At 68.9% G+C, this 24,250-nt stretch carries 24 protein-coding genes; 18 read left to right on the forward strand and 6 right to left on the reverse strand.

What is annotated here, in order from left to right; translation table 11 throughout:
• Positions 1 to 8: 8 nt before the first annotated feature.
• Positions 9 to 1,034, reverse strand: a complete 1,026-nt coding sequence (locus VHP37_26490) for a GTP-binding protein (GenBank protein ID HEX2829924.1) — start codon at positions 1,032 to 1,034, stop codon at positions 9 to 11.
• A 73-nt stretch (positions 1,035 to 1,107) separates the two neighbouring features.
• On the opposite strand from VHP37_26490, the gene yidD reads away from it, so the two are divergent.
• From yidD to VHP37_26525, 7 genes are all read left to right on the forward strand, one after another.
• Positions 1,108 to 1,329: a membrane protein insertion efficiency factor YidD gene (gene yidD, locus VHP37_26495; protein HEX2829925.1), complete on the forward strand. Its 222-nt coding sequence runs from the start codon at positions 1,108 to 1,110 to the stop codon at positions 1,327 to 1,329.
• Between the two features lie 71 nt (positions 1,330 to 1,400).
• Positions 1,401 to 2,873 (forward strand): TolC family protein, encoded by a 1,473-nt coding sequence (locus tag VHP37_26500; protein ID HEX2829926.1) that lies wholly within the window; start codon positions 1,401 to 1,403, stop codon positions 2,871 to 2,873.
• 5 nt (positions 2,874 to 2,878) lie between these two features.
• Positions 2,879 to 3,781 carry a phosphatidate cytidylyltransferase gene (locus tag VHP37_26505; protein ID HEX2829927.1) on the forward strand — a complete coding sequence of 301 codons (903 nt, stop codon included), beginning with the start codon at positions 2,879 to 2,881 and terminating at the stop codon, positions 3,779 to 3,781.
• Positions 3,769 to 4,017 carry an acyl carrier protein gene (locus VHP37_26510; GenBank protein HEX2829928.1) on the forward strand — a complete coding sequence of 83 codons (249 nt, stop codon included), beginning with the start codon at positions 3,769 to 3,771 and terminating at the stop codon, positions 4,015 to 4,017. Before VHP37_26505 ends, VHP37_26510 begins: the two co-directional genes overlap by 13 nt.
• Before the next feature lie 20 nt (positions 4,018 to 4,037).
• Positions 4,038 to 5,255 (forward strand): beta-ketoacyl-[acyl-carrier-protein] synthase family protein, encoded by a 1,218-nt coding sequence (locus VHP37_26515; protein HEX2829929.1) that lies wholly within the window; start codon positions 4,038 to 4,040, stop codon positions 5,253 to 5,255.
• Positions 5,256 to 5,257: 2 nt separating this feature from the next.
• A complete protein-coding gene (locus tag VHP37_26520; GenBank protein ID HEX2829930.1) occupies positions 5,258 to 7,402 on the forward strand; it encodes a glycosyltransferase in 2,145 nt (714 codons plus the stop codon).
• A 3-nt stretch (positions 7,403 to 7,405) separates the two neighbouring features.
• A complete protein-coding gene (locus tag VHP37_26525) occupies positions 7,406 to 8,242 on the forward strand; it encodes an alpha-1,2-fucosyltransferase (protein HEX2829931.1) in 837 nt (278 codons plus the stop codon).
• Here VHP37_26525 and VHP37_26530 read toward each other — a convergent pair.
• Positions 8,230 to 9,006: a hypothetical protein gene (locus tag VHP37_26530; GenBank protein HEX2829932.1), complete on the reverse strand. Its 777-nt coding sequence runs from the start codon at positions 9,004 to 9,006 to the stop codon at positions 8,230 to 8,232. The two genes, VHP37_26525 and VHP37_26530, sit on opposite strands and share 13 nt — an antisense overlap.
• The gene (locus VHP37_26535; GenBank protein HEX2829933.1) at positions 9,003 to 9,875 is read right to left on the reverse strand and encodes a DUF5672 family protein; all 873 of its coding nucleotides are present in this window, start codon (positions 9,873 to 9,875) and stop codon (positions 9,003 to 9,005) included. Before VHP37_26535 ends, VHP37_26530 begins: the two co-directional genes overlap by 4 nt.
• Between VHP37_26535 and VHP37_26540 the strand changes: the two genes are divergently transcribed.
• Both VHP37_26540 and VHP37_26545 read left to right on the forward strand, forming a co-directional pair.
• On the forward strand, positions 9,874 to 10,692 hold the full coding sequence (locus VHP37_26540) for a glycosyltransferase family 25 protein (protein ID HEX2829934.1): 819 nt from the start codon (positions 9,874 to 9,876) through the stop codon (positions 10,690 to 10,692). The genes VHP37_26535 and VHP37_26540 overlap by 2 nt on opposite strands.
• A gap of 7 nt (positions 10,693 to 10,699) precedes the next feature.
• Positions 10,700 to 11,488: a hypothetical protein gene (locus tag VHP37_26545; protein HEX2829935.1), complete on the forward strand. Its 789-nt coding sequence runs from the start codon at positions 10,700 to 10,702 to the stop codon at positions 11,486 to 11,488.
• Here the strand turns inward: VHP37_26545 and VHP37_26550 are convergent.
• Entirely contained in the window at positions 11,485 to 12,348 is an 864-nt protein-coding gene (locus VHP37_26550) for a hypothetical protein (GenBank protein ID HEX2829936.1), read from the reverse strand. The genes VHP37_26545 and VHP37_26550 overlap by 4 nt on opposite strands.
• 46 nt (positions 12,349 to 12,394) lie before the next feature.
• On the opposite strand from VHP37_26550, the gene VHP37_26555 reads away from it, so the two are divergent.
• From VHP37_26555 to VHP37_26565, 3 genes are read left to right on the forward strand one after another with little or no spacing between them, the layout of a single operon-like run.
• Positions 12,395 to 13,174 (forward strand): glycosyltransferase family 25 protein, encoded by a 780-nt coding sequence (locus VHP37_26555; protein ID HEX2829937.1) that lies wholly within the window; start codon positions 12,395 to 12,397, stop codon positions 13,172 to 13,174.
• A complete protein-coding gene (locus VHP37_26560; protein HEX2829938.1) occupies positions 13,171 to 14,052 on the forward strand; it encodes a hypothetical protein in 882 nt (293 codons plus the stop codon). Before VHP37_26555 ends, VHP37_26560 begins: the two co-directional genes overlap by 4 nt.
• Positions 14,049 to 15,008, forward strand: a complete 960-nt coding sequence (locus VHP37_26565; protein HEX2829939.1) for a glycosyltransferase family A protein — start codon at positions 14,049 to 14,051, stop codon at positions 15,006 to 15,008. Before VHP37_26560 ends, VHP37_26565 begins: the two co-directional genes overlap by 4 nt.
• Positions 15,009 to 15,076: 68 nt before the next feature.
• Here the strand turns inward: VHP37_26565 and VHP37_26570 are convergent, their stop codons facing one another.
• Positions 15,077 to 15,544 (reverse strand): hypothetical protein, encoded by a 468-nt coding sequence (locus VHP37_26570; GenBank protein ID HEX2829940.1) that lies wholly within the window; start codon positions 15,542 to 15,544, stop codon positions 15,077 to 15,079.
• An 83-nt stretch (positions 15,545 to 15,627) separates the two neighbouring features.
• Positions 15,628 to 17,118, reverse strand: a complete 1,491-nt coding sequence (locus VHP37_26575) for a hypothetical protein (GenBank protein HEX2829941.1) — start codon at positions 17,116 to 17,118, stop codon at positions 15,628 to 15,630.
• 78 nt (positions 17,119 to 17,196) lie between these two features.
• Between VHP37_26575 and VHP37_26580 the strand changes: the two genes are divergently transcribed.
• Genes VHP37_26580 through VHP37_26605 form a run of 6 tightly spaced genes read left to right on the forward strand, consistent with a single transcriptional unit; the run spans position 17,197 to position 24,213 of the window.
• Positions 17,197 to 18,921 (forward strand): cyclic peptide export ABC transporter, encoded by a 1,725-nt coding sequence (locus VHP37_26580; protein HEX2829942.1) that lies wholly within the window; start codon positions 17,197 to 17,199, stop codon positions 18,919 to 18,921.
• Entirely contained in the window at positions 18,878 to 20,494 is a 1,617-nt protein-coding gene (gene aepX, locus VHP37_26585; GenBank protein ID HEX2829943.1) for a phosphoenolpyruvate mutase, read from the forward strand. The genes VHP37_26580 and aepX overlap by 44 nt, the downstream gene beginning before the upstream one ends.
• Complete coding sequence (aepY, locus tag VHP37_26590; GenBank protein HEX2829944.1) at positions 20,494 to 21,639, forward strand: phosphonopyruvate decarboxylase; 1,146 nt, start codon at positions 20,494 to 20,496, stop codon at positions 21,637 to 21,639. Before aepX ends, aepY begins: the two co-directional genes overlap by 1 nt.
• Positions 21,636 to 22,721, forward strand: a complete 1,086-nt coding sequence (locus tag VHP37_26595) for an aminotransferase class V-fold PLP-dependent enzyme (GenBank protein ID HEX2829945.1) — start codon at positions 21,636 to 21,638, stop codon at positions 22,719 to 22,721. Before aepY ends, VHP37_26595 begins: the two co-directional genes overlap by 4 nt.
• On the forward strand, positions 22,718 to 23,467 hold the full coding sequence (locus VHP37_26600; protein ID HEX2829946.1) for a phosphocholine cytidylyltransferase family protein: 750 nt from the start codon (positions 22,718 to 22,720) through the stop codon (positions 23,465 to 23,467). The genes VHP37_26595 and VHP37_26600 overlap by 4 nt, the downstream gene beginning before the upstream one ends.
• Positions 23,461 to 24,213, forward strand: coding sequence for a phytanoyl-CoA dioxygenase family protein (locus VHP37_26605; GenBank protein ID HEX2829947.1), 753 nt, complete (start codon positions 23,461 to 23,463; stop codon positions 24,211 to 24,213). Before VHP37_26600 ends, VHP37_26605 begins: the two co-directional genes overlap by 7 nt.
• The last annotated feature ends 37 nt before the right edge of the window (positions 24,214 to 24,250 follow it).

The following is a 24,250-nucleotide window of genomic DNA, read 5'->3' on the forward strand; positions in this document are numbered from 1 at the left end:
GGGGCGCGTTAAGCGGCGTCGCGCAGGGCGCTGGCCGGGTCCTGCACGGCGCCGGCCGCACAAAGGTTCAGTCCCCTCGCGAGCGCCTCGCGCGGCAGGTTGCGGCCGATGAAGACGATGACGCTCTCGCGCGCCTCCCCTTCAGCCCAGCGGCGCCCGGCATCGCAGCCGACCAGCCTCTGCACGCCCTGGAGCACGATGCGCTCGGTGCGGCCCTCCACGTCGAGCACGCCCTTGTAACGCAGGAGGTCGTCCCCGAAGCGCTCGATCGCGAGCCCGAGGAATTCCTCGATCCTGGTCAGGTCGAGCGATGCGGCGCTGCGCCAGACGAACGACGCGATGTCGTCTTCGTGGCGATGCGCATGGGGCTCGTTCAGGAAATGCGGATCGATCCCGAGCGCGCCGTCGAGCTCGAAGCCGCCGAGGTCGAGGACGTCGCTCGCATCGCCAGCGCCGTGCACCGAACGCTTCAGCGGCGCGCGCGCGTTCATGCGCCGCAGACGCACGGCGAGCGCCTGCACGTCGCACTCGGCGGCGAGGTCGGTCTTGGTGACGAGCAGCCGGTCGGCGAAGCCGACCTGCCTGCGCGCTTCGCGCTGCGCGTCGAGCGTCGATGCGCCGTGTACGGCGTCGACCAGGGTCACGATGCCGTCGAGCCGATAGCGCTGCGTCACGTCGGGCTCGACGAAGAACGTCTGCGCGACCGGCCCCGGGTCGGCGACACCGGTCGTCTCGACGACCACGCGGTCGAAGCGTAGCTCGCCGCGGTCGCGCTTGCCTGCAAGCTCGCTCAAGGATCGCGTGAGATCGCCGCGGACGGTGCAGCAGATGCAGCCGTTCGCCATCTCGACGATCTCGGCGCCCGTCGCATCGAGCAGCAGAGCGCCGTCGATGCCGACTTCGCCCAGCTCGTTCTCGATCACCGCGATGCGCTCGCCGTGAGCGGCGCGCAGCAGGCGGTTGAGCAGCGTGGTCTTGCCGCTGCCCAGAAAGCCGGTGAGTATCGTGACGGGAACGAGCTCGGCGTGTGCCATGAAGGAGGATAGCCAGTGCCGTGGAGTTCGCGGCAACGTGTTGGCGGCGCAGGCGAATTGTATACTGCACGCGATGAAGCGCCTGCTCGTCGGCCTCGTCAAAGCTTACCGCTATTTCCTCAGTCCGCTGCTGGGTCCGTCGTGCCGTTTCTATCCGACGTGCTCGGCGTACGCCGTCGAGGCGATCGACACGCACGGCGCGATCAAAGGCTCGTGGCTCGCATTGCGGCGGATAATGAAGTGTCATCCGTGGCATCCGGGCGGCGTCGATCCGGTGCCTCCGCGACGGCGCTGAAGCAACCGCGCGAGCGGGGACAGGCGTGCGCCGCGACTATAATCCGCCGGTCCGCAAGCACCGCACCATCCATGGCTATCGCGCTTTTCCACGCACGCATGCTGCGCCGTTCGATCGGCGTCGCGGCCGCCGCGCTCGCTTTCGCGAGCCCGGCGGTGCACGCCGCCGAGACTGCCGCGCCGACGCTCGCCCTGCCGCAAGTGGTCGCGCACGCGCTCTCGGTGCAGCGCTACGGCGAAGTCGGGCGCGCGCGCAACGCCCTCGACGCCGCGTCCGGCGCGGCGCTGATCGCCGAAGGGGCGTTCGACTGGTCGCTGCGCTCGCGGACCGGTTACGACCGCATCTGGCAGCCGGGCATCAACAACAACTTTCTCACCGCCGACGTGCAGACGTTCAACGTGCTGTCGTCGACGCTGTATGCCGAGCGCCAGTTCCAGAGCGGCATCCGCGTACGCCCGGGTTTCATCGTCACGCGCGAGCCCGACAACTTCCGATCCGATCTGGCGAGGCTCGGCAACCGTCCGCTGCTCCAGGTCGACGTGCCGCTCGACCGCAACTTCGGCGAGCCGCCCGACACGCTGCGCCTCCAGGCGGCCCAGTCCGACGTCGAAGCCGCGAGGAGCGATACCGAGCTCGCGCGGCAATCTCACCTGCACCGCGTGATGAGCGCGGTCTGGACGCAGATCGCGGCGCGCGAGAAGGTGAGCGTCAATCGCGAGCTCGCCGGCCGGCTGGAAGACGTCGCCGAGCGCACCGCTAAGCTCGCGCGCGCCGGGGAAGCGGCCTCGCTCGCCGCGGACGAGCTCAGGAGCCGCGCGGCGCTCGCCCGCGCGCTCGCCGAGCGCGACTCGATCGACGTCACCGCGGCGCGACTCCAGCTCGCGACCCTGATCGGGGTGGCGCCCGAGAGCTTCGGCGGGGTGGCGGGCGACCTGCCCCGCGTCACGAGCGCGACGATCCAGCGCCGGAGGCTATCCGAGTACGTCGACGAAGCGATGAAGAGACGGCCGGAGCTGCGCGGCTACACCAACCGCGTGCAGGCCGCGAAGCTGCGCGGGCTCGTCGGCGAGCGCGAAGTCGATTCCCAGCTCACGCTGACGGTCGGTCACGATCGCCTCCTCCTCAACTACTACACGCCGCTCGGCGACAACCGGCGCAAGGGCGCGCAGCAGCAGGCGCTCGCCGGCGTCAACGCCGCGGAGGACAACCTCGAGGAAGCGCGCCAGCGCGTGCGCGTCGAGACCGAGCTCGCGCTCGAGAAGCTCGTCGCGTCGAGGACGGCGATCGATCGCGCGAATGCGGCGCTCGGCACGACGCGCGAGCGCCTGCAGCTCGTCGAGATGCTCGTCGACAACGGGCGCCAGGCGCCCGCATCGCTCGCCGACGCCGCCGATCAGTTCGCGTCGGCGCGCCGCCAGACCATCGACGCGAGCCTCATCTACGCGCTCGCGCTCGCCGACTTCAGGCGCGCGACCGGCGCGATACCCGACGGCGGCGCCGAGCCCGCGACGATCGCCGCGCTCTTCCTCTCCGAGCAGCCTTAAGCAACGTGTCCGCGGGCGCCGTCGTCGCCGCGTGGGCGCTCGCCGTATTCGGAACCGGCGCCGTGATCATCGGCCTCTACGGCCTGCGCGAGCCCGCGAAGGCCCGCGAGCTGTGGGCCGTATACGCCAGCACCCTCGCCATCGCCGCGGCGCTGCTCGTCCCGCTCGCGCTCCATCCGCTGGTGTTCACGCTCGTCGTCGCCGCAGGCGCGTGGCGCGGCGCGATCGAGCTCGCGACGACTTACGATCTTCGCCCGGACACGCCGAGGCGGCTCGCGATCGCCGGCGGCGCGCTGCTCGCGGCGGGGTGGGGGAGCACGCAAGGCGACTCGGCCGCGGCGCTGTATATCGCGACCGCGGCGCTGGTCGCGATCGCGGGACCCGTCTACGTCCGGGCCTTCAGCGGTAAGCCCTCGGGCATCGCGGCGTGGCTCGCCACGCTGACCTTTCCCCTGCTTGCGGCCGCTCACCTCTCGCACCTCGCCCATCTTCACAACGGCTTCACATGGATCGTCCTGCTCTACGCCACCGTCGAGACCCAGGACTCCGCCGCCTATCTCTTCGGGCGCTTGTTCGGCCGCCGGCTGCTGCTGCCGCGCCTCTCGCCGAAGAAGACCGTCGCCGGCGCGGTCGCCGGCGCGCTGTGCGGCCTTGCCCTCGGCGCCGCGGGCGCCTGGGGGCTGCTCGACCTCGCGCCGGCCGCCGCGCTCGCGCTGGCCGCGCTCATCGTCGCGGCCGGCTTCTGCGGCGATCTCTATACCTCGGCGCTCAAGCGCGGGGCCGGCGTCAAGGATTTTCCGGCCGTGACGACCCTTCACGGCGGTATCCTCGATATCTACGATTCGACGCTGTTCGCGGCCGTCGTTCTCTCTTCAACGATCTATATAATCGCGCCATGGACGTCCTAGAACAGTTGAAAGCGCTCGCCGCTCGTGAGCTGGCGATAGACACGAGCAAGTTCGAGCCGCAAACACCGCTCGCCGATCTGCACATCGATTCACTCGCCTTCGTCGACTTCCTCTTCAAGGTCGAAGAGGAGTTCGGCATCCGGGTCCCGGATTCGAGCGTCACCGACATGAAGACCGTCGGCGACCTGGAACGCTCGATCTCCGAGCTCGTCGCCGCCGCCCCCGCCAAGAGCTGACCCCCTATACAGCGCATGCCATGAAACGCGTCGCGATCACCGGCGCAGGCATCGTGTCGCCGCTCGGCATGACGCTCGCCGATTTTCGCAGCGCGCTCGCAGCCGGCCGCTCCGGTATCGCGCGGCTGCCGGCCGAAGCGGCCAGGAGCTCGGGGGTGGAGGTCGTCGCGGCCGTCGACTGGGACCCGTCGATGTGGATCGCGCCGCAGGAAGCGTCCCTGCTCGATCGCGGCACGCAGTTCGCGATCGCCGTCGCGGCGCAGGCGATCGAAGCCAGCGCGCTCGACCTCGACGCCGCCGACCGCGACCGCATCGGCGTCTCCTGGGGCACCGGCATGGGCGGCGCGCAGACGCTCGAGGCCACCTACGAGACGTCGTTTCGCGGCTCGCGCCTGCGCCCGCTCACCGTCGTGACCGGCATGGCTAACGCGGCCGGCTCGAACGTCTCGCTGCGCCATGGCCTGCGCGGTCCCTTCGCGAACTACTCGACCGCGTGCTCGTCCTCGGCGATGGCGATCGGCGAGGCGATGCGCACGATCGCCGCCGGGCGCGCCGACGCGATGGTCGCGGGCGGCTCGGAAGCGCTGCTGACCCCGGTGACGCTGGCGGCGTGGAACGCGCTGCGCACGCTCGCACCGGCCGACGCGCAAGATCCTGCCGCGAGCTGCAAGCCTTTCGACAAGCGCCGCCTCGGTCTCGTGCTCGGCGAAGGCGCCGCGGCCTTCGTGCTCGAGAACGAAGCGCACGCGAAAGCGCGCGGCGCACGCATCCACGGTTACATCAGCGGCTACGGCAACAGCTCCGACGCGATGCACATCTCGCGCCCCGACGCGGCGGGTCAGGCGCGCGCGATCCGCGAAGCGCTCGCCGAAGCGCGCGTACAACCGGGCGACGTGGGCTATATCAACGCGCACGGCACCGCGACCATGGTCGGCGACATCGTCGAGACCGAAGCGATCAAAGCGGTTTTCGGAAGCTCGGGCGTGCGCGTGAGCTCGACCAAGTCGATGCACGGCCACCTCCTCGGCGGCGCGGGCGCGCTCGAGCTGGCCGCCGCGCTCCTCGCGCTGGAGGAAGGCGTGCTGCCGCCGACGGCGTTTCTCGAATCGCCCGATCCGGCGTGCGATCTCGACCACGTCGCAAGAGTAGCGCAGCGCGTGACGCCGCCTCACGCGGTGATGTCCAACTCCTTCGCCTTCGGCGGCTCCAACGTCGTGCTCGTCGCGACGCGCGAGTGATCATGGCCTTCGGGCGGCTCAAATCGCGCTGGCAGGCGCTCAGGAAGCGCTACAGCGACATCATGCTGAGCCACAAGGAGGCGACGCGCACGCTGCTGCGCATCCGGCTCGAGCTCTTCCTGTCGCGCGCGGCGAAGCTCACGTTGCCGTCGAGCGACGATCCCGCGGTCTCGATCATCGTCATCACCTACAACCAGCCCGAGCTCGTCTACGGCTGTCTCGCGTCGATCGCCGAGACGCTGCAGCCGGGCGCGCTGCCGGTCGAAGTGATCGTGCTCGACAACGGCTCGAGGCGCGAGACGCTTCAGGTGCTCGCCGCCGTCGACGGGGCGAAGCTCATCCACAGCGCGACCAACCTGCACTTCCTGCGCGGCGTGAACCTCGCGGCCAAGCACGCGCGGGGACGGCACATCCTGCTCCTCAACAGCGACGCGCAGCTCGTGCCGGGGACGCTCGAAGCGGCGGTGCGCACGCTCGAAAGCGCGCCCGACATCGGCGCGGTCGGCGCGCGCATCGTGCTCCCCGACGCGACGCTGCAGGAAGCCGGCTCGATCATCTGGAACGACGGCGGGTGCCAGGGCTACGGGCGTGGGCACAAGGCGAACGACGGCGAATTCATGTCCCGCCGCGACGTCGATTACTGCTCGGGCGCGTTTCTCCTGACCCGGCGTGCGCTGTGGGAACGGCTCGGCGGCTTCGACGAGCGCTACGCGCCCTGCTATTACGAAGAGACCGACTACTGCGTGCGCCTCTGGGAGTCGGGCTACCGCGTCGTCTACGAGCCCGATGCGGTGATCCTGCACTACGAGTTCGGCTCGAGCTCGATGTCGCAGGGGGTGTCGTGGATGACCTCCAACCTGGAGAAGTTCCGCGAGCGTCACGCACCCTGGCTCGCCCGGCAGCATCCGTCGTCCACGCGGCACGTGGCGGCGCGCGCGCGCCCGTCCTCCGCGCTGCGCGTGCTGGTCGTCGAGGACCGCGTGCCGCACATCCGCTGCGGCGGCGGCTATCCGCGCGCGAACGCGCTGCTGCGCGAGCTCCATGCGGCCGGGGCGGCGGTGACGCTGTTTCCGACGGCGCAGGCCGAGGAAGACTGGCCGGAAGTCCGCAACACCGTCGATCCGGCGATCGAGACGCTCGTCGAGCACTCGGCGGCAACCTTCGCGGACTTCATCGCCGAACGCCGCGGTCTCTTCGACGCCGTCATCGTGTGCCGCCCGCACAACATGGAAACCTTCGCCGACGCGTTGAAGCGCGTGCCCGACGCCGTCGGCGACGCCGCGGTGTTCTACGACGCCGAGGCCCTGTTCGCGCCGCGCGCGGCGGTCTGGCGCGAGATCATCGGCGAGGCGTCGCAGCCCGGCCAGGCCGAGCGCGAGCTCGCGGCGGAGATCGCGCTCACCCGTCCCGCGCACGCGGTGATCTCGGTGTCGCCGCACGAGCGCGCGATCTTCGAAGCGAACGGCGTGCAGCGCTCGTGGGTGCTCGGCCACGCGCTGCCCGCGCGCCCGACGCCCGCGTCTTTCGACGCCCGCATGGGGTTCGTGTTTCTCGGCGCGCTCTACGACGACGAATCGCCCAACGCCGAGAGCCTGCGCTGGTTCGCCGCGGAGATCCTGCCGCGCCTGCGCGAGATCATGGGATCGCCGGTGAAGCTCGCGGTCGTCGGCGGCGTCGAGGCGTATTCGATCAAGGCGCTCGCGCCGGAGGTCTTCGAGCTGCTCGGCACGGTCGACGACCTGGCGTCGGTCTTCGACCGCTATCGGGTGATGATCGCGCCGACCCGCATCGCCGCCGGCATCCCCCACAAGGTGCACGAGGTTGCGGCGCTCGGCGTGCCGGTCGTGACGACCGACCTCATCGCGACGCTCCTCGGCTGGACGCCGGGACGCGACGTGCTCGCGACTTCCGATCCCGCGGAATACGCACGGCTCTGCGCTCGACTGCACGACGACCGCGAGCTGTGGCGACGCGTGCGGGATTCCGCGCTGGAGCGCGTGCGGACCGACTGCTCGCCGGTGGCCTTCCGGCGGACGGTGCGCGAGATACTGGCTGCGGTTCCGGAGATTCGGACGCGGAAAAAGGTGACGGATAAAACGGTGACGGGTGAGGCGGTGACGGGTAAAGCGGTGGCGGACACCCGCTGACTCATGATCACTGCGGTCCTCAACGGCCGTTTGGGCAACTGGCTGTTTCAGTACGCCGCGGCGCGGTCGCTGGCGCTCGATCGGAGCACCGACGTTTCACTCGAGGTCTCGCGCTACACGAGCTGGCGGCATCCGTTCGCGGGGCCGGTGAGACGCGCGCTCGGCTTCTTCAGCCTGCAAGCGCGTTACACGCGCGGAAACCGGCATGCCGCCGGGCACAGCGAGAACGGCTGGGGTTACGACCCGCGCTTTCACGAGCTGCCCGGCGCCACGAGCCTTCGCGGCTATTTCCAGAGCCCGCGCTACTGGCGCGGCCATGAAGCGACGATCCGTGCGGACTTGCAGCCGTCGCGTCTGCCAGGCGAGCGCGAGTTCGAAAGCCTGGTCTCGGACATCGAGCACAGTGTATCGGTCGCGCTGCACGTGCGCCGCGGCGATTACCTGACGACCGAGCGCGAGCTGCACTTCGTCTGTACCGACGCCTACTACGCACAGGCGCTCGACCACATCCGCGAGCGCGTGAGCGATGCCCGGGTGTTCGTGTTCTCCGACGATCCGGCATGGTGCCGGAGTCGCTACACCGACAGCGCGCAGGTCGTCGAGCTCGCGGCGTCGCAGACGGAGCCCGGCCTCGACCTCCACCTCATGAGCCGCTGCAAGCACCACATCATCAGCAACAGCACCTACTCGTGGTGGGGCGCGTGGCTCGGGACACACGGCGGCCAGATCGTCTGCGCACCCGAACGCTGGTTCAACGACGACGCGATGAACGCGCTCGCGATGCGCGACACCGTTCCCGCGGCGTGGCACCGGATTCCGCTCGAGCTTCAGCCCGCCTGACGGAAATACGCGTGATCCTTGTCCAGCGCGACGATGACCGGCGTGAGATGCCTGAGGTGCGGCCAGTGCGATTCGGGATAGCAGTACGCGGGTGTCAGCCGCTTCGGCGGGTGCGCGTGCAGGTAGCGGTTGAGGTGGCTTTCGTCGTGCCAGACCGCCATCACGCCGTTCTCGAGGTCGGTGTCGATCGCGTCGCGCAGCGTCCGCGCCATGTCGAGGAACGCGCCGGTGCGGCCGCCGTTGAAGCCGCCGGCATAGTAATAGCGGTGTGCCGTGTCGGTGATGCACGCGGTCGAGCGCGGATCGCGCTCGAACGGCAGCTTCGCGTGCGGCAGCGGCCGCGCCGACCAGCGCCCGCCGGTGCACGCGTCGAGCGCGCGCGACGCGAAGCCCCGATGGCCGCGCCAGAATCCCGGATGCTCGACCGCCACGAGGCGCTCGGTCTCGTCCGGCAGGATCGCATCAAAGCAGCGCGCCACGAAGCGCATGTCGACGTCAACGAAGAACAGATAGTCCAGCCCGCGAAAAAGGGCGGCGTACTCGCGGAAGTAGCGATAGCGATTCAGCGTCACCAGCGGCCACGGCTCGTGCTCCACCGCGAGCGCGGTCGCGCCGGGTTCGACGGCAGGCGCATCGGTGAAGACGTACAGCGACAGCGAGGCGTCCGGAAAGAAATGCTCCCGCGCGCTCTCGAGCAATCCCGGCAGCAGCTCGACGTAACGCCCGGTCGCGATCGTCGCGAGGCCGATGGAAAGCCCGCTCATGCCGCCTGTTTCCATGCATAGCCGCACGCTTCGATGTGCGGCCGCCAGAACTCGGGCGCGATGTACGGAAAGCCGTGGCAGCCGAACGGCAGCGCGCGTCCGTTGCGTTCGTACGCGAGCGCCGGGTCGGTCTCGAACGAGAACGCCAGCGCCTCGCGGTACGGCGCGGTCGTGAAGAACGGCAGCTTGTCGCAGTTCTGGCCCCAGAAGCCGTCTTCGTTGACGTGCATGAGGTGCGTGAGGGCGAGCGGCAGGAAGTCGTCGGACTGCATGATGCGGTCGAGACGACCGGTGCGGCCGAGCCAGTCGCTCGAGCGCTTGCGCAGCAAGCCGTGCCGTCGCCACGCCAGCGCGAGCCGCTGCGGCACGCGGGACTGCGGCAGCTGCAGTACGCGCAGCGCGGATTCCACCTTGCGCAGCGAGAAGCCGCCGTTGCCGACGATCCGTCCGCGCGACGGATCGTGCAGCCAGGGCGCGCCGATATAGTCGTAACCGAGCGCGCAGAAGCGATCCAGCTCGTCCGCGAAGGCGAAAGCGTCGAGCTGGTGGATGAGGATGTACTCGTGCGCTTCGAAGCGCCGATAGAAATTCTCCGAGAGCAGCAGCGCGTTGTACGTCCCGCTCGACCGGAAGTACGGCGCCGCGAAGCGCTCGACGCAGGCGGCCGCGCCCTCGCGTTCGGCGATGGCTTTTGCGCGCGCCACATCGAGCCCGTCGGGCGCGACGAACGCGACGGCGTGGCGCGAAAGAAGGCGGCAACACTGGGTCAGCGCGATCGTCTCGGCGGGATCGAGCGACTCGCGATACAGCGGCACGACGACGAGCGCGCTCACGATGATGCGGTCCGATGCATGCGCCGATTTTCGCATGGCGGCCGGTATCATACGGGCCATGATCGAAGCGCTGCCCGTCGTTCACTGGATCAACCTCGACCGCTCCGAAGCGCGGCGCGAGCGCATGCAGGCGCGGCTCGATGCGCGTGGCATCGCGAACGTGCGCGTGCGCGCGGTCGACGGCGCCGACGCCCGCGCGACCGATGCGCTGATCGCGTCGCGCGCCAACTCGCGCTACAACGCCGCGACCATCGCGTCGCACTTCGAAGCGATGGCGCTCGCGCTCGAGCAGGGGCTCGAGCGTGTGCTGATCATGGAAGACGACACCACGTTCGAGCCGTACGACGCATGGCCCGGGGGGTACGAAGCGATCGCGGCCGAGCTGCCCGACGAATTCGGCGCGATCGCGCTGTGCATCGCGGAGCTGCCGAAGAACCTCGACGCGCTGTTCCGCCGCGCGCGCCTGGTGCATCCGCTGCGGCGGCGCGCCTACTGGTCTGCGGGCGCGTACGTGATCACCCGCGCCGGCATCGAGCGGCTCTTCGCGCGCTATCGCCGCAACGGCCGCTACGACGTCACCGGCTTTCGCGGCCACCAGCACGCGTACGAGGTGATCATGCGCACGCTGCAGGCCGAGAAGCTCCCCGGCCCGTATCTGTCGCGCGTGCCGCTCTTTCTCTTCGAAGGCGACGACAGCGAGATCCACGAAGACCACCTGTGGGAGCACTGCCTCGCGCGCGACTACCTGCGCGAGCACTACCTCGCGCTCATCCGCGGCACCTATCGCTCGCCGTTCGCGCTGCCGGCGCGGCTCGCCCGCGCGTGGTCGCGGCTGCGCGGCGCGGCGTCGTAGCCGGCGCATGGGCTGGCTCGACTCGCTGCGCGATCGCGCCGGGCTCCATCGTTACTACCGCCGCGATCCCGCGCACGCCGTCAGGGTGGAGCACCCGCCCGCGGCGCTCGATCTCGCCACGGTGTGCTTCAACAACGCTCTCGTGGTGCGCTATCAGGCGAAGCTCCTGGGCAAGCACCTCACCGACCGGCACGCCTATACCGTCTTCGACAATTCCCCGCCGGGCCGCGAGCGCGACGAGATCAGGGCCGTGTGCCGCGGCGAAGGCGTGAGCTACGTCGAGCTTCCCGACACGCCGTTCGCCGGCATCCCGAGCTGCCATCACGGCGCGGCGCTGAACTGGATCTGCCGGCGCCATTTCGCGCCGAGAGCGCTGCCTTACGTCGGCTTCATCGATCACGACCTCTTCCCGTGCCGCACGACGAGCCTCCTCGACAGGATCGGCGCCGACGGCCTGCTGGGACGGATCGAGGAGCGCGGCGAGCGCTGGTACCTGTGGCCGGGCTTCTGCTTCTTGTCCGCCGCGAAGGTGAATGTGGCGAAGCTCGATTTCCTGCCGATCCCGGGCCTCGACACCGGCGGCGGCAACTGGCCGCGCCTTTACCGGCGCCTCGATCGCGCCCGCCTGCCGCGCGTGGACAACCGCCTCGGCAACGTGCGGCCCGGCGACGACAAGCAGGCGGACATGGTCGAGTGGATCGGCGAAGACTGGCTGCACGCCATCAACGCGTCGGCGTGGCGCCCGTCCAACGGCAAGATGGCGCTGGTCGAGGAGCTGCTGCGGGCGCTGATCTAGGCGTCGGCGCGCGGCGCCGCGGTTCCGGCCGCGCGCGACGATTTCCGCCGGATGAGCGCGACGTCGATCGCGCGATACGCCGCGAACCACGCCCGCGCCAGCGGGTCGGCGGCGACCGGCACCCAATTCTTCACTTTGTTGCGCGTGCGGTAGAGCGGCGTGGGCTGCGCCGAGCTCACGTCGATCTCGTCCGTCGTGAGCGTCAGCCCCTCGCGCGCCGCGAGCGGATACAGGAGCGCATTGAGCACGCTCTGGTCGAAGCGGTGCGCGCGATGATCCGCCCCGGGCGGTATGGCGATCCGCTCGTCCAGACACGCGTTCGCCCATCCTTCGACCAGCTCGCGCGCCGTGGCGCGGCGCGGATCGGCGCCGAACACTCCCGACGCGCGCTGGCGCTCGCTCGCGACGCGCCGCGTCACGCCGAGCGCCGCCAGCGTCGCAGGATGAGTGAGCGCTTCGAGCGAGCTCGCGCCGCCGAACGGCGTGTAGAGACTGGTGCGCCGGATGTAATCGAAGACCGGCGTCAGCGGCTGCAGCACGACCGTCGCGCTGTCGAGCCACAGGAGAGGCGCGTCGCTCTCGGCAAGCACCTCGCGCACGATCACCGGCTTCCACGCGTTGGTGTTGACCAGCCGATGGCGTATCCGCAGGTGAGGCGGATGGCGATCGAAGTCGAACGTGCGCAGCTCCCACGCCGGGAAACGGCGCTCGAAATAAAGCCGCTGGCGCGGTGAGAAGCCGAGATCGTACGCGACGAGCCGCAGCGTGCCGCGCGGCTGCGTGCGCGTAACACTCAGCGCGAGCTGCACGAGGCAGCGGAAATACTCGGGGCTCGCGGCCGAGACGATCACGGGAAGCATGGCGCGCATTGTATGATGGCGGCCGTACGCGACCCGCCGCTTCCACATGCTCCGCACGCTTTCCGACTGGCTCTCCGGCCTCGCGCGACCTCGCCGCGAGCCGGGGCGCGTGCCGCACGAGCTTCCGCACTACTGGATCAATCCCGACCGCGAGACCGAACGCGCGGCATGGATGCGCGGGCAGCTCGAGGACGCGGGCGTGCGGCACCACCGGGTGAGCGCGTGCACGCCTGCGGACCTGCCGCGGATAGAGCTCCCGCGTCGCCACGATCTGAGGCCGCTGCAGCTCGCGTGCCTCGCCTCGCATCTCAAAGCGCTCGAGCAGGCGCTCGCCGACGGCGCCGAGATGTTCGTCGTCGTCGAAGACGACATGACGCTGCCTTTCGACATCGATTTCGCGCGGCTCGTCGCGAGCGCACCATCCGACTGGGACATCCTGCAGCTCTACGTCGTCAAGGCCGACCGCGTGCAGGCGATGTATGCGCGCAGCTACCGCCGCGGCCGGCTGTGGCGGCGCTGGCATCCGCTGCATCACAGCACCGGCGCGTATTTGTGCTCGCGTGAAGGCGCGCAAAGGCTGCTCGCGCGCGTGAAGCGCGGCGGCTTCTTCGATCTTTCGCGCTATCGCGGCCTGCTGGTCGCCGACGATCTCATCTATCGCTGCGTGCGCACGTACACCGCCACCTACCCGCTGTACATCGAGAACGCCGACTTCGGCACCACGCTGGAATCGCTCACGCGCCTGCACGTCGCGACGCACGCGGCGATCCGCGACATCTGGCGCGCGGGCGACCCGCCGCCGTTCGCGCGGCTGCGCTCGGCGTGAGCCTCGCAGCCGCATCCCTCGCCTTCCTCGACGGCATGTCGCGGTGCGCGAAAGAGCGCTACCGCGTGCAGCTCCTCGACGAGGCCAGCGGTGAGACTCTCGCGGTGGCGAGCCCGTACGCCTCGTATTACGCCGATCCTTTTCTTCTCGTTGCGCGCGGCGAGCGCTGGCTGTTCGTCGAAGAGTTCCACTGCCCATCGAACCGCGCCCATATATCCGCCATGCGCGTCGGTGAAAATCTGCGCGTGGGCGAAGCCGTTCTCGCGCTCGATCCCGGGTGCCACACGTCGTTTCCGTTCGTGTTCGAGCACGACGGCGCGGTGTACCTGCTGCCCGAGACGAGTCAAGCGCGGTCCGTGGACCTCTACGTGTGCGAGGGGCTGCCCGATCGCTGGCGGTTGGCGCAGCGGCTGCTCTCAGGCGTCGACTGCGCCGACAGCGTGCTCTTGCTTCATGGCGGCGTCTGGTATCTGGTCACCTCGCAGGCAGACGAAGGCGCGAAGCAGCGCCGGGCGCTCGCGATCTACTGGTCCGAGACACTGCTCTCGGGTCACTGGACGCCGCATCCGGTCAATCGCCGGCGCCTGTACGCCGACCGGCCGCACGGCTACGGCCGCAACGCGGGCGCGATCGTGCGCGCGGGCGATGATTTGCTGCGACCGATGCAGGCGAGCACGCGCTATTACGGCGAAGCGGCCAGTTTGATGCGCATCGACGCGCTCACGCCCGAGCGCTACGCGGAAGCGCCGTACGCAGGCGAGCATGCGACCGCGCGCATCGCGGCGTTGCGCTCGACGCACCATGTCAGCGCCGCCGGCGGTCTCGTCGCGTGGGACACGCGCACGCACACCGGCTGGTTCACGCGGGACCGCACATGAGCTTCGTCTGGGGTGCGGTTGCGGCGGCCGGTGCGGTCCTCGGCGCGACGAGCGCTTACAGCTACGTCGAAGGCGTGCGCTTCTGGCGCGACCTGGCGGACGAGATCGCGCTGCGCAGGCTCAGCCTGACGATCCTCGACCGCGCATGGACCGAGACGAGCGAGCGCTCGGATGCGATCGTCACGATGACGACGATTCCGAGCCGCATGGCGCTCGTGGGAGAAACGCTCAAGAGCCTGCTGCGCCAGACCCGCCCACCGGCGCGCATCGTCATCAATGTGCCGCGGTTCAGCCGCCGCGAGCAGCGCGAGTACGAGATCCCGCCGTACCTCGAGACACTGGCTTCGGTGGAGATCCACCGCTGCGACGACTGGGGCCCCGCAACCAAGCTCATCCCGTCGCTGCTGCGCTTTCCGCCCGGGCAGAAGATCGTCGTCGCCGACGACGACCGCATCTATCCGCCCAACCTGATCGAAGATTTCGAGCGCGCGAGCGCAGCGCACCCGGGCTGCGCGATCGGCCTCGGCGGCTGGCGCGTGCCCGACGATCTCACCGACCGCCCGACGACGTTATGGGCGGATCTGCGCGGCCTGCCGCCGGTCCCGCTGAAGGCGACGAGGCTCAAGCAGCCCGTCGAAGTCGACATCCTCCAGGGCATGGCGGGTTATCTCGTCCGGCCCGATTTCTTCGACGTTTCCCAGGTAACCGACTACAGCGCCGCGCCCGAAGCGGTGTTCTTCGTCGACGATGTGTGGCTGTCGGGACACTGCAAGGCGCCCAAGCTCGTCATCCCCGCCGCGCGCATCAACTACGAGCCGATGCGCAACGCGCGCTACTTCAAGTCAACCAGCGTCGCCCTGATCAACCGCGGCGACGGCACCCCGGAGAGCCGAAACAACACCGTCGCGATACGGCATTTGAAGCATGCGTGGCTGTGCTCGAGAAGCCGCGTGTAAGTGCGCCGGAGGTTTGATCATCCGCGGACTGGTCGACGTACATGACCTCGAGCCACTTCGCCTGCGGCTCATGGCCTGCGCCAGATGCGAAACGCGCTGATCGACTCACCGATCAAGCCGTCGATGAACTCCGCGTCGCCGGACGCCCCGCCCGGGAACAGCAGGACGTTCCTGTGCTTGTCGAAAACCAATCCCTGCGCCTCGAAAAACCCGATGAGCTCCGAGCGCGGCATCGTCAGGCGAAAGTCGTACACGCGCCAGACCGGGTGGTACTGCGCGATCTGGCGCGCGGTCTCCTCCAACTTGAGCACTGCCTTCGGCGGCAGCTTCACACCGAGCTCGGCGGGCGTCGGCGGACGTTTCGAAAGCTCGCCCTGTATCGCGACGCGCTTCTGGTTGACGATGTAGCCGCCTTTCGTGACGGTGGATTCGCCCGCCTGCTCTATGATTTGCGTGAACCGGTCTGCCGCCGCGCATGCGGCCGGCAGAGTGACCACCAGAGTCAGGGCGATGCTCGCGAGTCGCATTGTCTTCACACCCCATCGTATCAAGGCGCTGCAGTGCCGGCTATCGCTCCGGGCAAACGCGTCGGGGCTCGCCCGGCTGCGCGGCTATCGCACTAAGGGCGATAGGCCGGATACCGCTCGCACTTCGTCCATCCCTGCTCCACCACGTAACTCCCGCCCTGGAATATCGCGCTGTACGCGATCTGCCGCGGATTGAAGTCGGGTCCGAGGCACACCGGCGCGTGCGCGCGGACCGCGTCGACGGACGAAGCGCCCGTCTGGCCCGCGACCGCATCCGCCTGCGTAATCACCGGCCACGGTTTCAGCGTCCAGTCCACCCGGTATTGCGTGACGAGCAGCGCGACGAAATAAGCGGCCGCGAGCGCGGCGAGGCCGCGCGGCCCGAGGGCCGATCGCGCAAGCGCCGCCACGACCAGCGCGAGCATGAGCGGCCAGTGCAGCCAGTAGCGCAGCTCGTGCGACTGCGGCATGAACGCGGTCGCGATCGTGACGAAGACGAACAGCCACAGCAGGAAGCGCCGCTCGCGGAACCCGGTGCGATCGCGCCGCGAGGCGCGCGCGGCGAGCCACACGGCCAAAGCGATCGACGCGATGACGAGCGGCGCCCAGAAGCCGCCGGTGCGCGCGGGCAGCCCGTCGGTTGTTTCGGCTTCGCTGTGCATGTCGAGGGTGAGCCTTGGTTCGATGCCGCGCAGTTTCCAGTCGATCTCGGTGATCGACACCAGCCAGTTCACCGGCCGCGCGGCCGGGCCGAGCGCGCTGGTATACGGCGGAGCGCTCGGCCAGTCGGGCTCCGGGCCCGGCAGGTCGTATCCCGCAACCGTCCTCGCCAGGGGATAGGCGGGATTCCCGTGCTCGACCACGTTCCTGAACGCGCTCGCGCCCGCGAGCACGGCGCCGAGCGCTAGCGCAAGCAATGCCGGACGCCATCGCCACCGGTCCGGCGGCGCGGAAATGGATTCCCGCCTTCGCGGGAATGACCAGATGGCTATGTAGCCGACCGTGAACGCGCCGATCGCGCCGCTCAGCAGGAGCCCGGTGACCTTGGAATTGCCGGCGAGCGCGGCGCTCGCGACATACACGCAGCACCAGACGAGCAGCCGTGGGTCGTCCCGCCTCGCCGCCGCCTCCATCTTCACCGCCGCGAGCGCCTGGAAGACGATGCACGCGGCCACGAATAGATCGATATATGCGGACACGACATGCATGGCGACGAGCGGCACGGCGAGCGCGCCGAACACGAGCACCGCCAGGCTCGCCCTGAGCGCGCGCGCGGCGACGATGCACAACGCCCCGAACGCCGCCGAATTGATGAGCGCCGTGGCATTGATCGTCCCGGCGGCCTTCCATAACACCCCCTGGATGAGTTCGGCCGCGAGCGGGAAACCCTCGTACCGCCACTGCATCTCCTGGCTCAGCACGAAGTGGGTGCGCGCCCCTCCGATATCGAGGAGCAGCGCGGAAAAAGGCAGGTGATACGCCCAGCTGTCCCAATAGAACAGCGGCCGGGCGAGCGACGCCGCGATCGCGAGCGCGAGCACGCAGGCCGCGAGCGCGTCGAGAACGCGAACGAGAGGGGTCACCGGGTGTTTCGTTCCTTGTGAAGCGGTTGTGAAGCTGCCGCCTTGGCGCCGACTTGGTCGCGTAAAATAACACTCTTCATGCTCCAGACCTTCAGAGAGCTCCAGCGCTACTTCACAGCGGAAGACCGGCGGCAGTGGCTCGTCCTGCTCGCTTCGTCGCTCGCCACCGGGCTCGCGCAAAGCCTTACGCTCGCCCTGTTCAACGAAGCGGTCGCCAAATACGGCCGCGGCGAAAGCCATCTCCTCTACCTTCCGCTCGTGCTCGGGCTTGCGGCGCTGGGTATCGCGTCGGGGTACTACGGCGCGCTGCGCGGCCACCTCGTGTCCACGCGGATGTCGATACGGCTGCGCGACCGCCTGCTCGACGAGCTCGCCGGCGGCAACCTGCGCGTGGTCGAGCGCGTCGGCACCAACGCGCTGCACTACCACCTGATGGTGACGGTACACAACCTCGCGAGCGCATACGAGACGCTGCTCACCTTCGCGACGTCGTTCGTCATGCTGACCTGCATGTTCGCGTACGTCGGCTGGCTGTCGCCGGTCGGGCTGCTGTGCGGTCTTGCGATCGCCGCGATCGGCGTCACGGTGCACTTCCGGCAGGAGCGCAAGAACGTGCCGCGCAAGCGCGCGCTCGACGACCTCACCAACGAAAGCCATCGCCGGCACCGCGAAGTGCTCGAAGGCTACAAGGAGCTGCGGCTCTACGGCGAGAAGTTCACTCACTACCGCGGCTACATCGACGCGCTGAACCGCGACACCGTCGTCAAGGGCCAGGCGGTGATGCGCACCTCGACCGCGGGCGAGCTCGCCACCTACTTCTTCCAGTTCGCGATGATCGCCACGCTGGTGTTCGCGCTGCCGTGGTTCGTTCGGCTGGACGCAGTGGTGATCATGCAGCTCATGACCGCGATCCTGGTGACGGTCGGACCGCTGTCGGGCGTGGTCGGCGCGATCCCCGGCTTCACGCGGGCGCGCATCGCGCTCCACAACCTCCAGAACCTCCAGCGCGAGATCGCGGAGACGCGCGAAGCGGGCGAAGCGCAGCACGGACGCACGCTGCCGCCGTTCGAGAAGATCGAGCTCAAGGGCATCGAGTTCTCGTTCGGCAACGAGACCGCGGGGGAGAGCTTCCACCTCGGCCCCGTCGATTTCGCGCTGACGCGCGGCGAGATCGTGTTCGTCGTGGGCGGCAACGGCTCGGGCAAGACCGTGCTGATGCGCCTCCTGACCGCGCTGTATCACGCCAGCGCCGGGGGCATCGAATACAACGGCGTTCCGCTGGCTGCGGAAGACCGCCAGGCCTACCGCGAGAAGTTCTCGACGGTGTTCAGCGACTTCCACCTCTTCCGCGAGCTGCTCGGCCTCGAAGGCGCGTCCCGGGAAGAAGTGAACGCCTGGCTCGCCCGCCTCGACCTCAAGGGCAAGACCGAGTACCGCGACGGCGAGTTCAGCTCGGTCGCGCTGTCGGCCGGACAGCGGAAGCGGCTCGCCTTCGCGGTCGCGATGCTCGAGGACCGCCCGATCTACGTGCTCGACGAGTTCGGCGCCGAGCAGGATCCCGAGCACCGCCGCAGCTTCTATCGCGAGATCCTCCCGGGCTTGCGCGAGGCGGGCAAGACCGTCATCGTCGTCACCCACGACGACGCCTATTTCGACGCCGCCGACCGCATAATCCGTATGGATTTCGGCAAGGTCGTGAACGTTGAGGACAACGCTCACGCCGAAGGCAAGGTAGTGAACGTGCAGGAGAACGTGCGCATTGAAGAAGACCACCCGATTCAGAAAGCTGCTCTCGTCCGCTGAGCTCGAATTCGTCTGCGAAGCGCACAACGGGCTGTCCGCGCGCATCGCCGAGGAGGCGGGGTTCAGCGCGATCTGGGGCAGCGGCCTCACGATCTCCGCGCAATTCGGCGTACGCGACAACAACGAAGCGAGCTGGACGCAGGTCATGGACGTCGTCGAGTTCATGGCCGACGCGACGAGCGTGCCGCTCATGCTCGACGGCGACACCGGCTACGGCAACTTCAACAACGTCCAGCGCCTGGTGAGGAAGCTCGAGCAGCGCGGCGTCGCCGCGGTGTGCATCGAGGACAAGCTCTTCCCCAAGACCAACAGCTTCATCGCGGGCGAGAAGCAGCCGCTGGCCGATCTCGACGAGTTCTGCGGCAAGATCAAGGCGGGCAAGGACGCGCAGGGCGACGACGATTTCTCGATCGTCGCGCGCGTCGAAGCGTTCATCGCCGGACGCGGGCTCGACGAAGCGCTGAAGCGCGCGAGCGCGTATCACGCGGCGGGCGCCGACGCGATCCTGATGCACAGCGCGCTCAGCGTGCCCGACGAGATCCTCGCGTTCATGCGCGAATGGGGCAATCGCTGCCCCGTCGTCATCGTGCCGACCAAGTATTACTCGACGCCCTCCAGCGTCTATCGCGACCACGGCGTCTCGATGGTGATCTGGGCGAACCACCTGCTGCGCAGCGCGATCGGGGCGATGCAAGCAACGGCCAAAGAGCTCTTCGAATCGCAAAGCCTCGCGCGGATCGAGCAGCAGGTCGCGACAGTAAGCGAGATCTTCCGGCTCCAGGGCGCGGCCGCCTATGAAGCCGCCGAGCGCCGCTACCTGCCGTCGGGCGCGCGCGCCCCGGCCGCGCTGGTGCTCGCCGCGTCGCGCGGCGAGGAGCTGCGCGAGCTCACCGAGGAGCGCCCGAAAGCGATGGTGCGCATCGGCGACAAGCCGCTGCTCGCGCACATCGTCGACAGCTATCACGGCGCGGGCGTGGGCGACATCACCGTGGTGCGCGGCTACAGGAAGGAAACCGTCGACCTGCCGCACCTGCACTACGTCGACAACGACGAGTATGCCGACACCGGCGAGCTGCACTCGCTGTGGAAAGGGCTCACCTCGCGAAGCTGGGACGGCGAAGGCGTCGTCGTCTCGTACGGCGACTGTCTGTTCCGCAAGTACGTGGTCGAGAACCTGCGCGAGACCGGCGCCGACATCGTGATCCCGGTCGACACCCAGTGGCAGGACAGCGTGAACCGCGATCGCGACGTCGATTACGTCGAATGCTCGCTCCCGTATTCGCGCACGCACTACAGCCGCGCGGTGACCCTGAAGCGCATGTCGGGCGACCTGCCGCAGGGCTCGATCCACGGCGAGTGGATGGGCCTGCTCTACGTCTCCGCCAAGGCGCTGCCGGCGGTGCGCGCGGCCTTGCATGAAATGCACGAAGACCCGCGCAACCGCAAAGCCAAGGTGCCGGCGCTGCTCAATCGCCTCGCCGCCGCGGGCCACGACGTGCGCGTCGTATATACCAGCGGCAACTGGCTCGACGTCGACAGCCTCGAAGACGTCGTCAACGCGGCGGGGTTCTGATGATCGAATCGAAGACGTTCGTCGACGCCGCCCGCGCCCGCGGCTTCGGCCTGTGGACCGGCGTGCCGTGCTCCTATCTCACGCCGTTCCTGAACTCGGTGATCGCCGACCGCTCGCTCGCTTACGTGCCCGCGAGCAACGAAGGCGAAGCGGTCGCGATCGCGGTCGGCTCGCACATCGGCGGCAGGCGCGCGGTGGCGATGTTCCAGAACTCGGGCCTCGGCAACGCGGTCAGCCCCCTGACTTCGCTCGCGCACACCCACCGCGTGCCGGTGCTGCTCATCGTCAGCCGCCGCGGCGATCCCGAAGGCGCGGCCGACGAGCCGCAGCACGAGCTCATGGGGCGCATCACGACCGACATGCTCGACGTGATCGGGGTGAAATGGGAGCTCTTCCCGACCGAAGCGACCGAGGTCGAAGCCGCGCTCGAGCGCGCCGCCGCGCACATGGACAAGGCCGGGCTGCCGTACGCGCTGGTGATGCGCAAAGGCTCGGTGAAATCGTCGCCCCCGCCCGAGATTCCCGCGGGCAAGCCGCTCGCGCAGATCCAGACCTCGCGCCCGGTTGAGGCCCGCACGCTCAAGCGCGATTACCTCGCGGCCCTGCAATCGGCCGCGACCGACCGCGACATCATCGTCTCGACGACGGGCTACACCAGCCGCGAGCTCTATGCGCTCGGCGACAAACCGAACCAGCTCTACGTCGTCGGCGCGATGGGTTGCGTCTCCAGCGTCGGGCTCGGCCTCGCGCTGGCGCGACCCGACGTGCGCGTGACCGTGCTCGACGGCGACGGCTCGGCGCTGATGCGCCTGGGCGGGCTGCCTGCGATCGCTTACCAGCGGCCGGCGAATCTCCTGCACATCGTGCTCGACAACGGCATGCACGAATCGACCGGCGGGCAGTTCACGGTGACGTCGTCGGTGGACCTCGTCGCGATCGCCGCGGCGTGCGGCTACCCGAAGTCGACCCGGGTCACGACGCCCGAAGATCTCGTCGGCGTGTTCAAAGGGCCGCGCGACGCGCTGACCTTCGTCGCCGCCGCGGTCGCGCCGGGCGTGCCCGACGATCTCCCGCGGCCTTCGGTCACTCCGCCGCAGGTCACCCAACGACTGCGCGAGCATCTCGCGCGACTGGAACGCTCATGATCCTGCTCAATCCCGGACCGGTCACGCTCACCCAGCGCGTCAAGCGCGCGCTCGCGGGCGAGGATCTGTGCCACCGCGAAGCCGAGTTCGCCGATCTCACGTTGAACGTGCTGCGCGGCATCGAGGGCGTCTACGACACCGCCGGCGATTACGGCGCAGTCATGTTGAGCGGCTCCGGCACCGCGGCGGTCGAGGCGATGCTCTCCACCTTCGCGTCCAGGACGCGGCCGACCCTCGTGGTGTGCAACGGCGTCTACGGCGAGCGCATGGCCGCGATGCTGGCGCGGCAGGGCAAGCCTCACGTCGCGCTCAAGCACGAATGGCTTTCGGCGATCGATCTCTCCAGAGTCGAGCAAGCGCTGGGCGCCGAGCCGGGCATCGCCAACGTCGCGGTCGTGCACAACGAGACGACCACCGGGCGGCTCAACGATCTCGCGCCGCTCGCGGCGCTGTGCGGGAAGCGCGGCCTCGGATTGCTGGTCGACGCGGTCAGCAGCTTCGGCGGTGAGCTTCTCGATTTCTCGAAGCTGAAGCCCCTTGCGGTCGCCGCCACGGCCAACAAGTGTCTGCACGGCGCGCCCGGCATCTCGTTCGTCCTCGCCAGGAAGACCGCGCTCGACGCGGGCGAGAGCCAGGCGACCACGCTGTACCTCGATCTCCTCGAGTATTACCGCGAGCAGCGCAAAGGCTGGTCGCCTTACACGCAGGCGGTGCACGTGACGCTCGCCCTGCGCGAAGCGCTGCGCGAGCTCGCCGACGCAGGCGGCGTGACCGCGCGGCAGAAGCTTTATCTCGATCGCTCCACCACGGTTCGCCGCACGCTCGCCGGCCTGGGCATCGAGACGCTCGTGCCGGTCGCCGACTGCTCGTCGATGCTGACCGGGTTCAAATTGCCCGAAGGCGAAAGCTACGACCGTCTGCACGACAGCCTGAAAGCACAGGGCTACGTCATCTACGCCGGGCAAGGCGCTTTCAACGGCCGCATCTTCCGCATCGCCACGATGGGCGAGATACCCGCGCCGGAGCTCGACCGGCTGTGCAACGCTTTCCGCGAGCACTTCGCAAAGGCCGAGGCTCGATGAGCGCGCCTGAGCTCGCGGTGATCGTCGCGGCGGGCCGCGGCGTGCGCCTCAAAGGGATGGGCGAGCAGCGCCCGAAAGGCTTCATCGAGCTGGGCGGCCGGGCCCTCATCGAGCGCTCGGTCGAGCTGCTGACCGCCGCCGGTGTCGAGCGAACCCTCATCGTCACCGGGCATCTCCGCGAATGGTACGAAGACTTCGCGCGCCGCACGCCCAACGTCGAGCTCGCGCACAATCCGGAGTACGCCGCGTCGGGCAGCATGTACACGCTGTGGCTCGCGCGCGAGCTCATCCATGAGGATTTCGTGCTGGCCGAATCGGATCTCGTCTACGAGAAACGTGCGCTCGAGGTGCTGTTCGGCGCACCGGGCGCCGACACGCTGCTCGTCTCGGGACCGACGCGCTCCGGCGACGAGGTCTATGTCGAAGCCGACGGCGGCCGGCTCACCGGGCTTTCCAAGCAGCGCGCCAGGCTGACCGGCGACGTCGTCGGCGAGCTCGTCGGGCTGACGCGCATCTCGCGGCGCTGTCTCGATGCGATGTGCGCGCACGCCGAAGGCGTCTTCAGGGAATCGAAGCACCTCGAATACGAGCAGGCGCTCGTCGCCGCAGCGCGCGAAGTGCGCGTCGACTGCCCGGTCGTCGCGGACCTCGCATGGACCGAGATCGACGACGAAACGCACCTCAAGCGAGCGATCGAGCAGATCTATCCCCGGATCATGGAACGCGAAGCGGCTTACGCATGCTGACGAACGCACAGATCGAGGATTTCAGGCGCGACGGCATCCTCGTCGTGCGCGAGATGTACGGCCGCGACGAGATCCGCCAGATGGCGGGCTGGATCGACGCGCTGGTCGCCAAGCCGCGCGCGAAAGGCGCGGAGATGGCGTACCTGGAGGACAGCCGCACCGAGCCGGGAAAGCGCATCCTGTCGCGCATCGAGAAGTTCGCGGAACCCGGCACGCCGTTCGGCGAGGCGGTGCGCGACCGCAAGATGCTCGACGCGATCGAAGCGCTGCTCGGCGGCCCCGCGCTGCTGTTCAAGGAGAAGATCAACTTCAAGCTGCCGGGCGGCGGCGGCTTCGAACCCCACCAGGACATCCAGCCCGGCTGGGACGATTACGCGCCGTACTTCATCTCGGTCGCGATCGCCATCGACGATTCGACGATCGAGAACGGCTGCCTCGAAGTGTCCAAAGGCCATCACAAGCGCGGGTGGCTGGGCGAGCGCTGGAAGCCGCTCACCGACGAGCAGCTCAAGGGCGTGCGCTTCGAGCCGTATCCGATGGCGCCGGGCGACGTGATGTTCTTCGACTGCTACGCGCCGCACCAGTCGCAGCCCAACCTCACCTCCGAGCAGCGCCGCAACGTCTATCTCACCTACAATCGCGCAGCCGACGGCGACCACCGCGAGCGCTACTTCGCGGACAAGCGCGCGAGCTACCCGCCGGACAACGAGCGTGAGGACGGCAAGCAGTACGTCTTCCGGGTCTGATGTGCAGCCAACGTCAAAATGGATTCCCGCCTGCGCG

The sequence above is a fragment of the Burkholderiales bacterium genome (assembly GCA_036262035.1).
Lineage (GTDB): Bacteria > Pseudomonadota > Gammaproteobacteria > Burkholderiales > SG8-41 > JAQGMV01.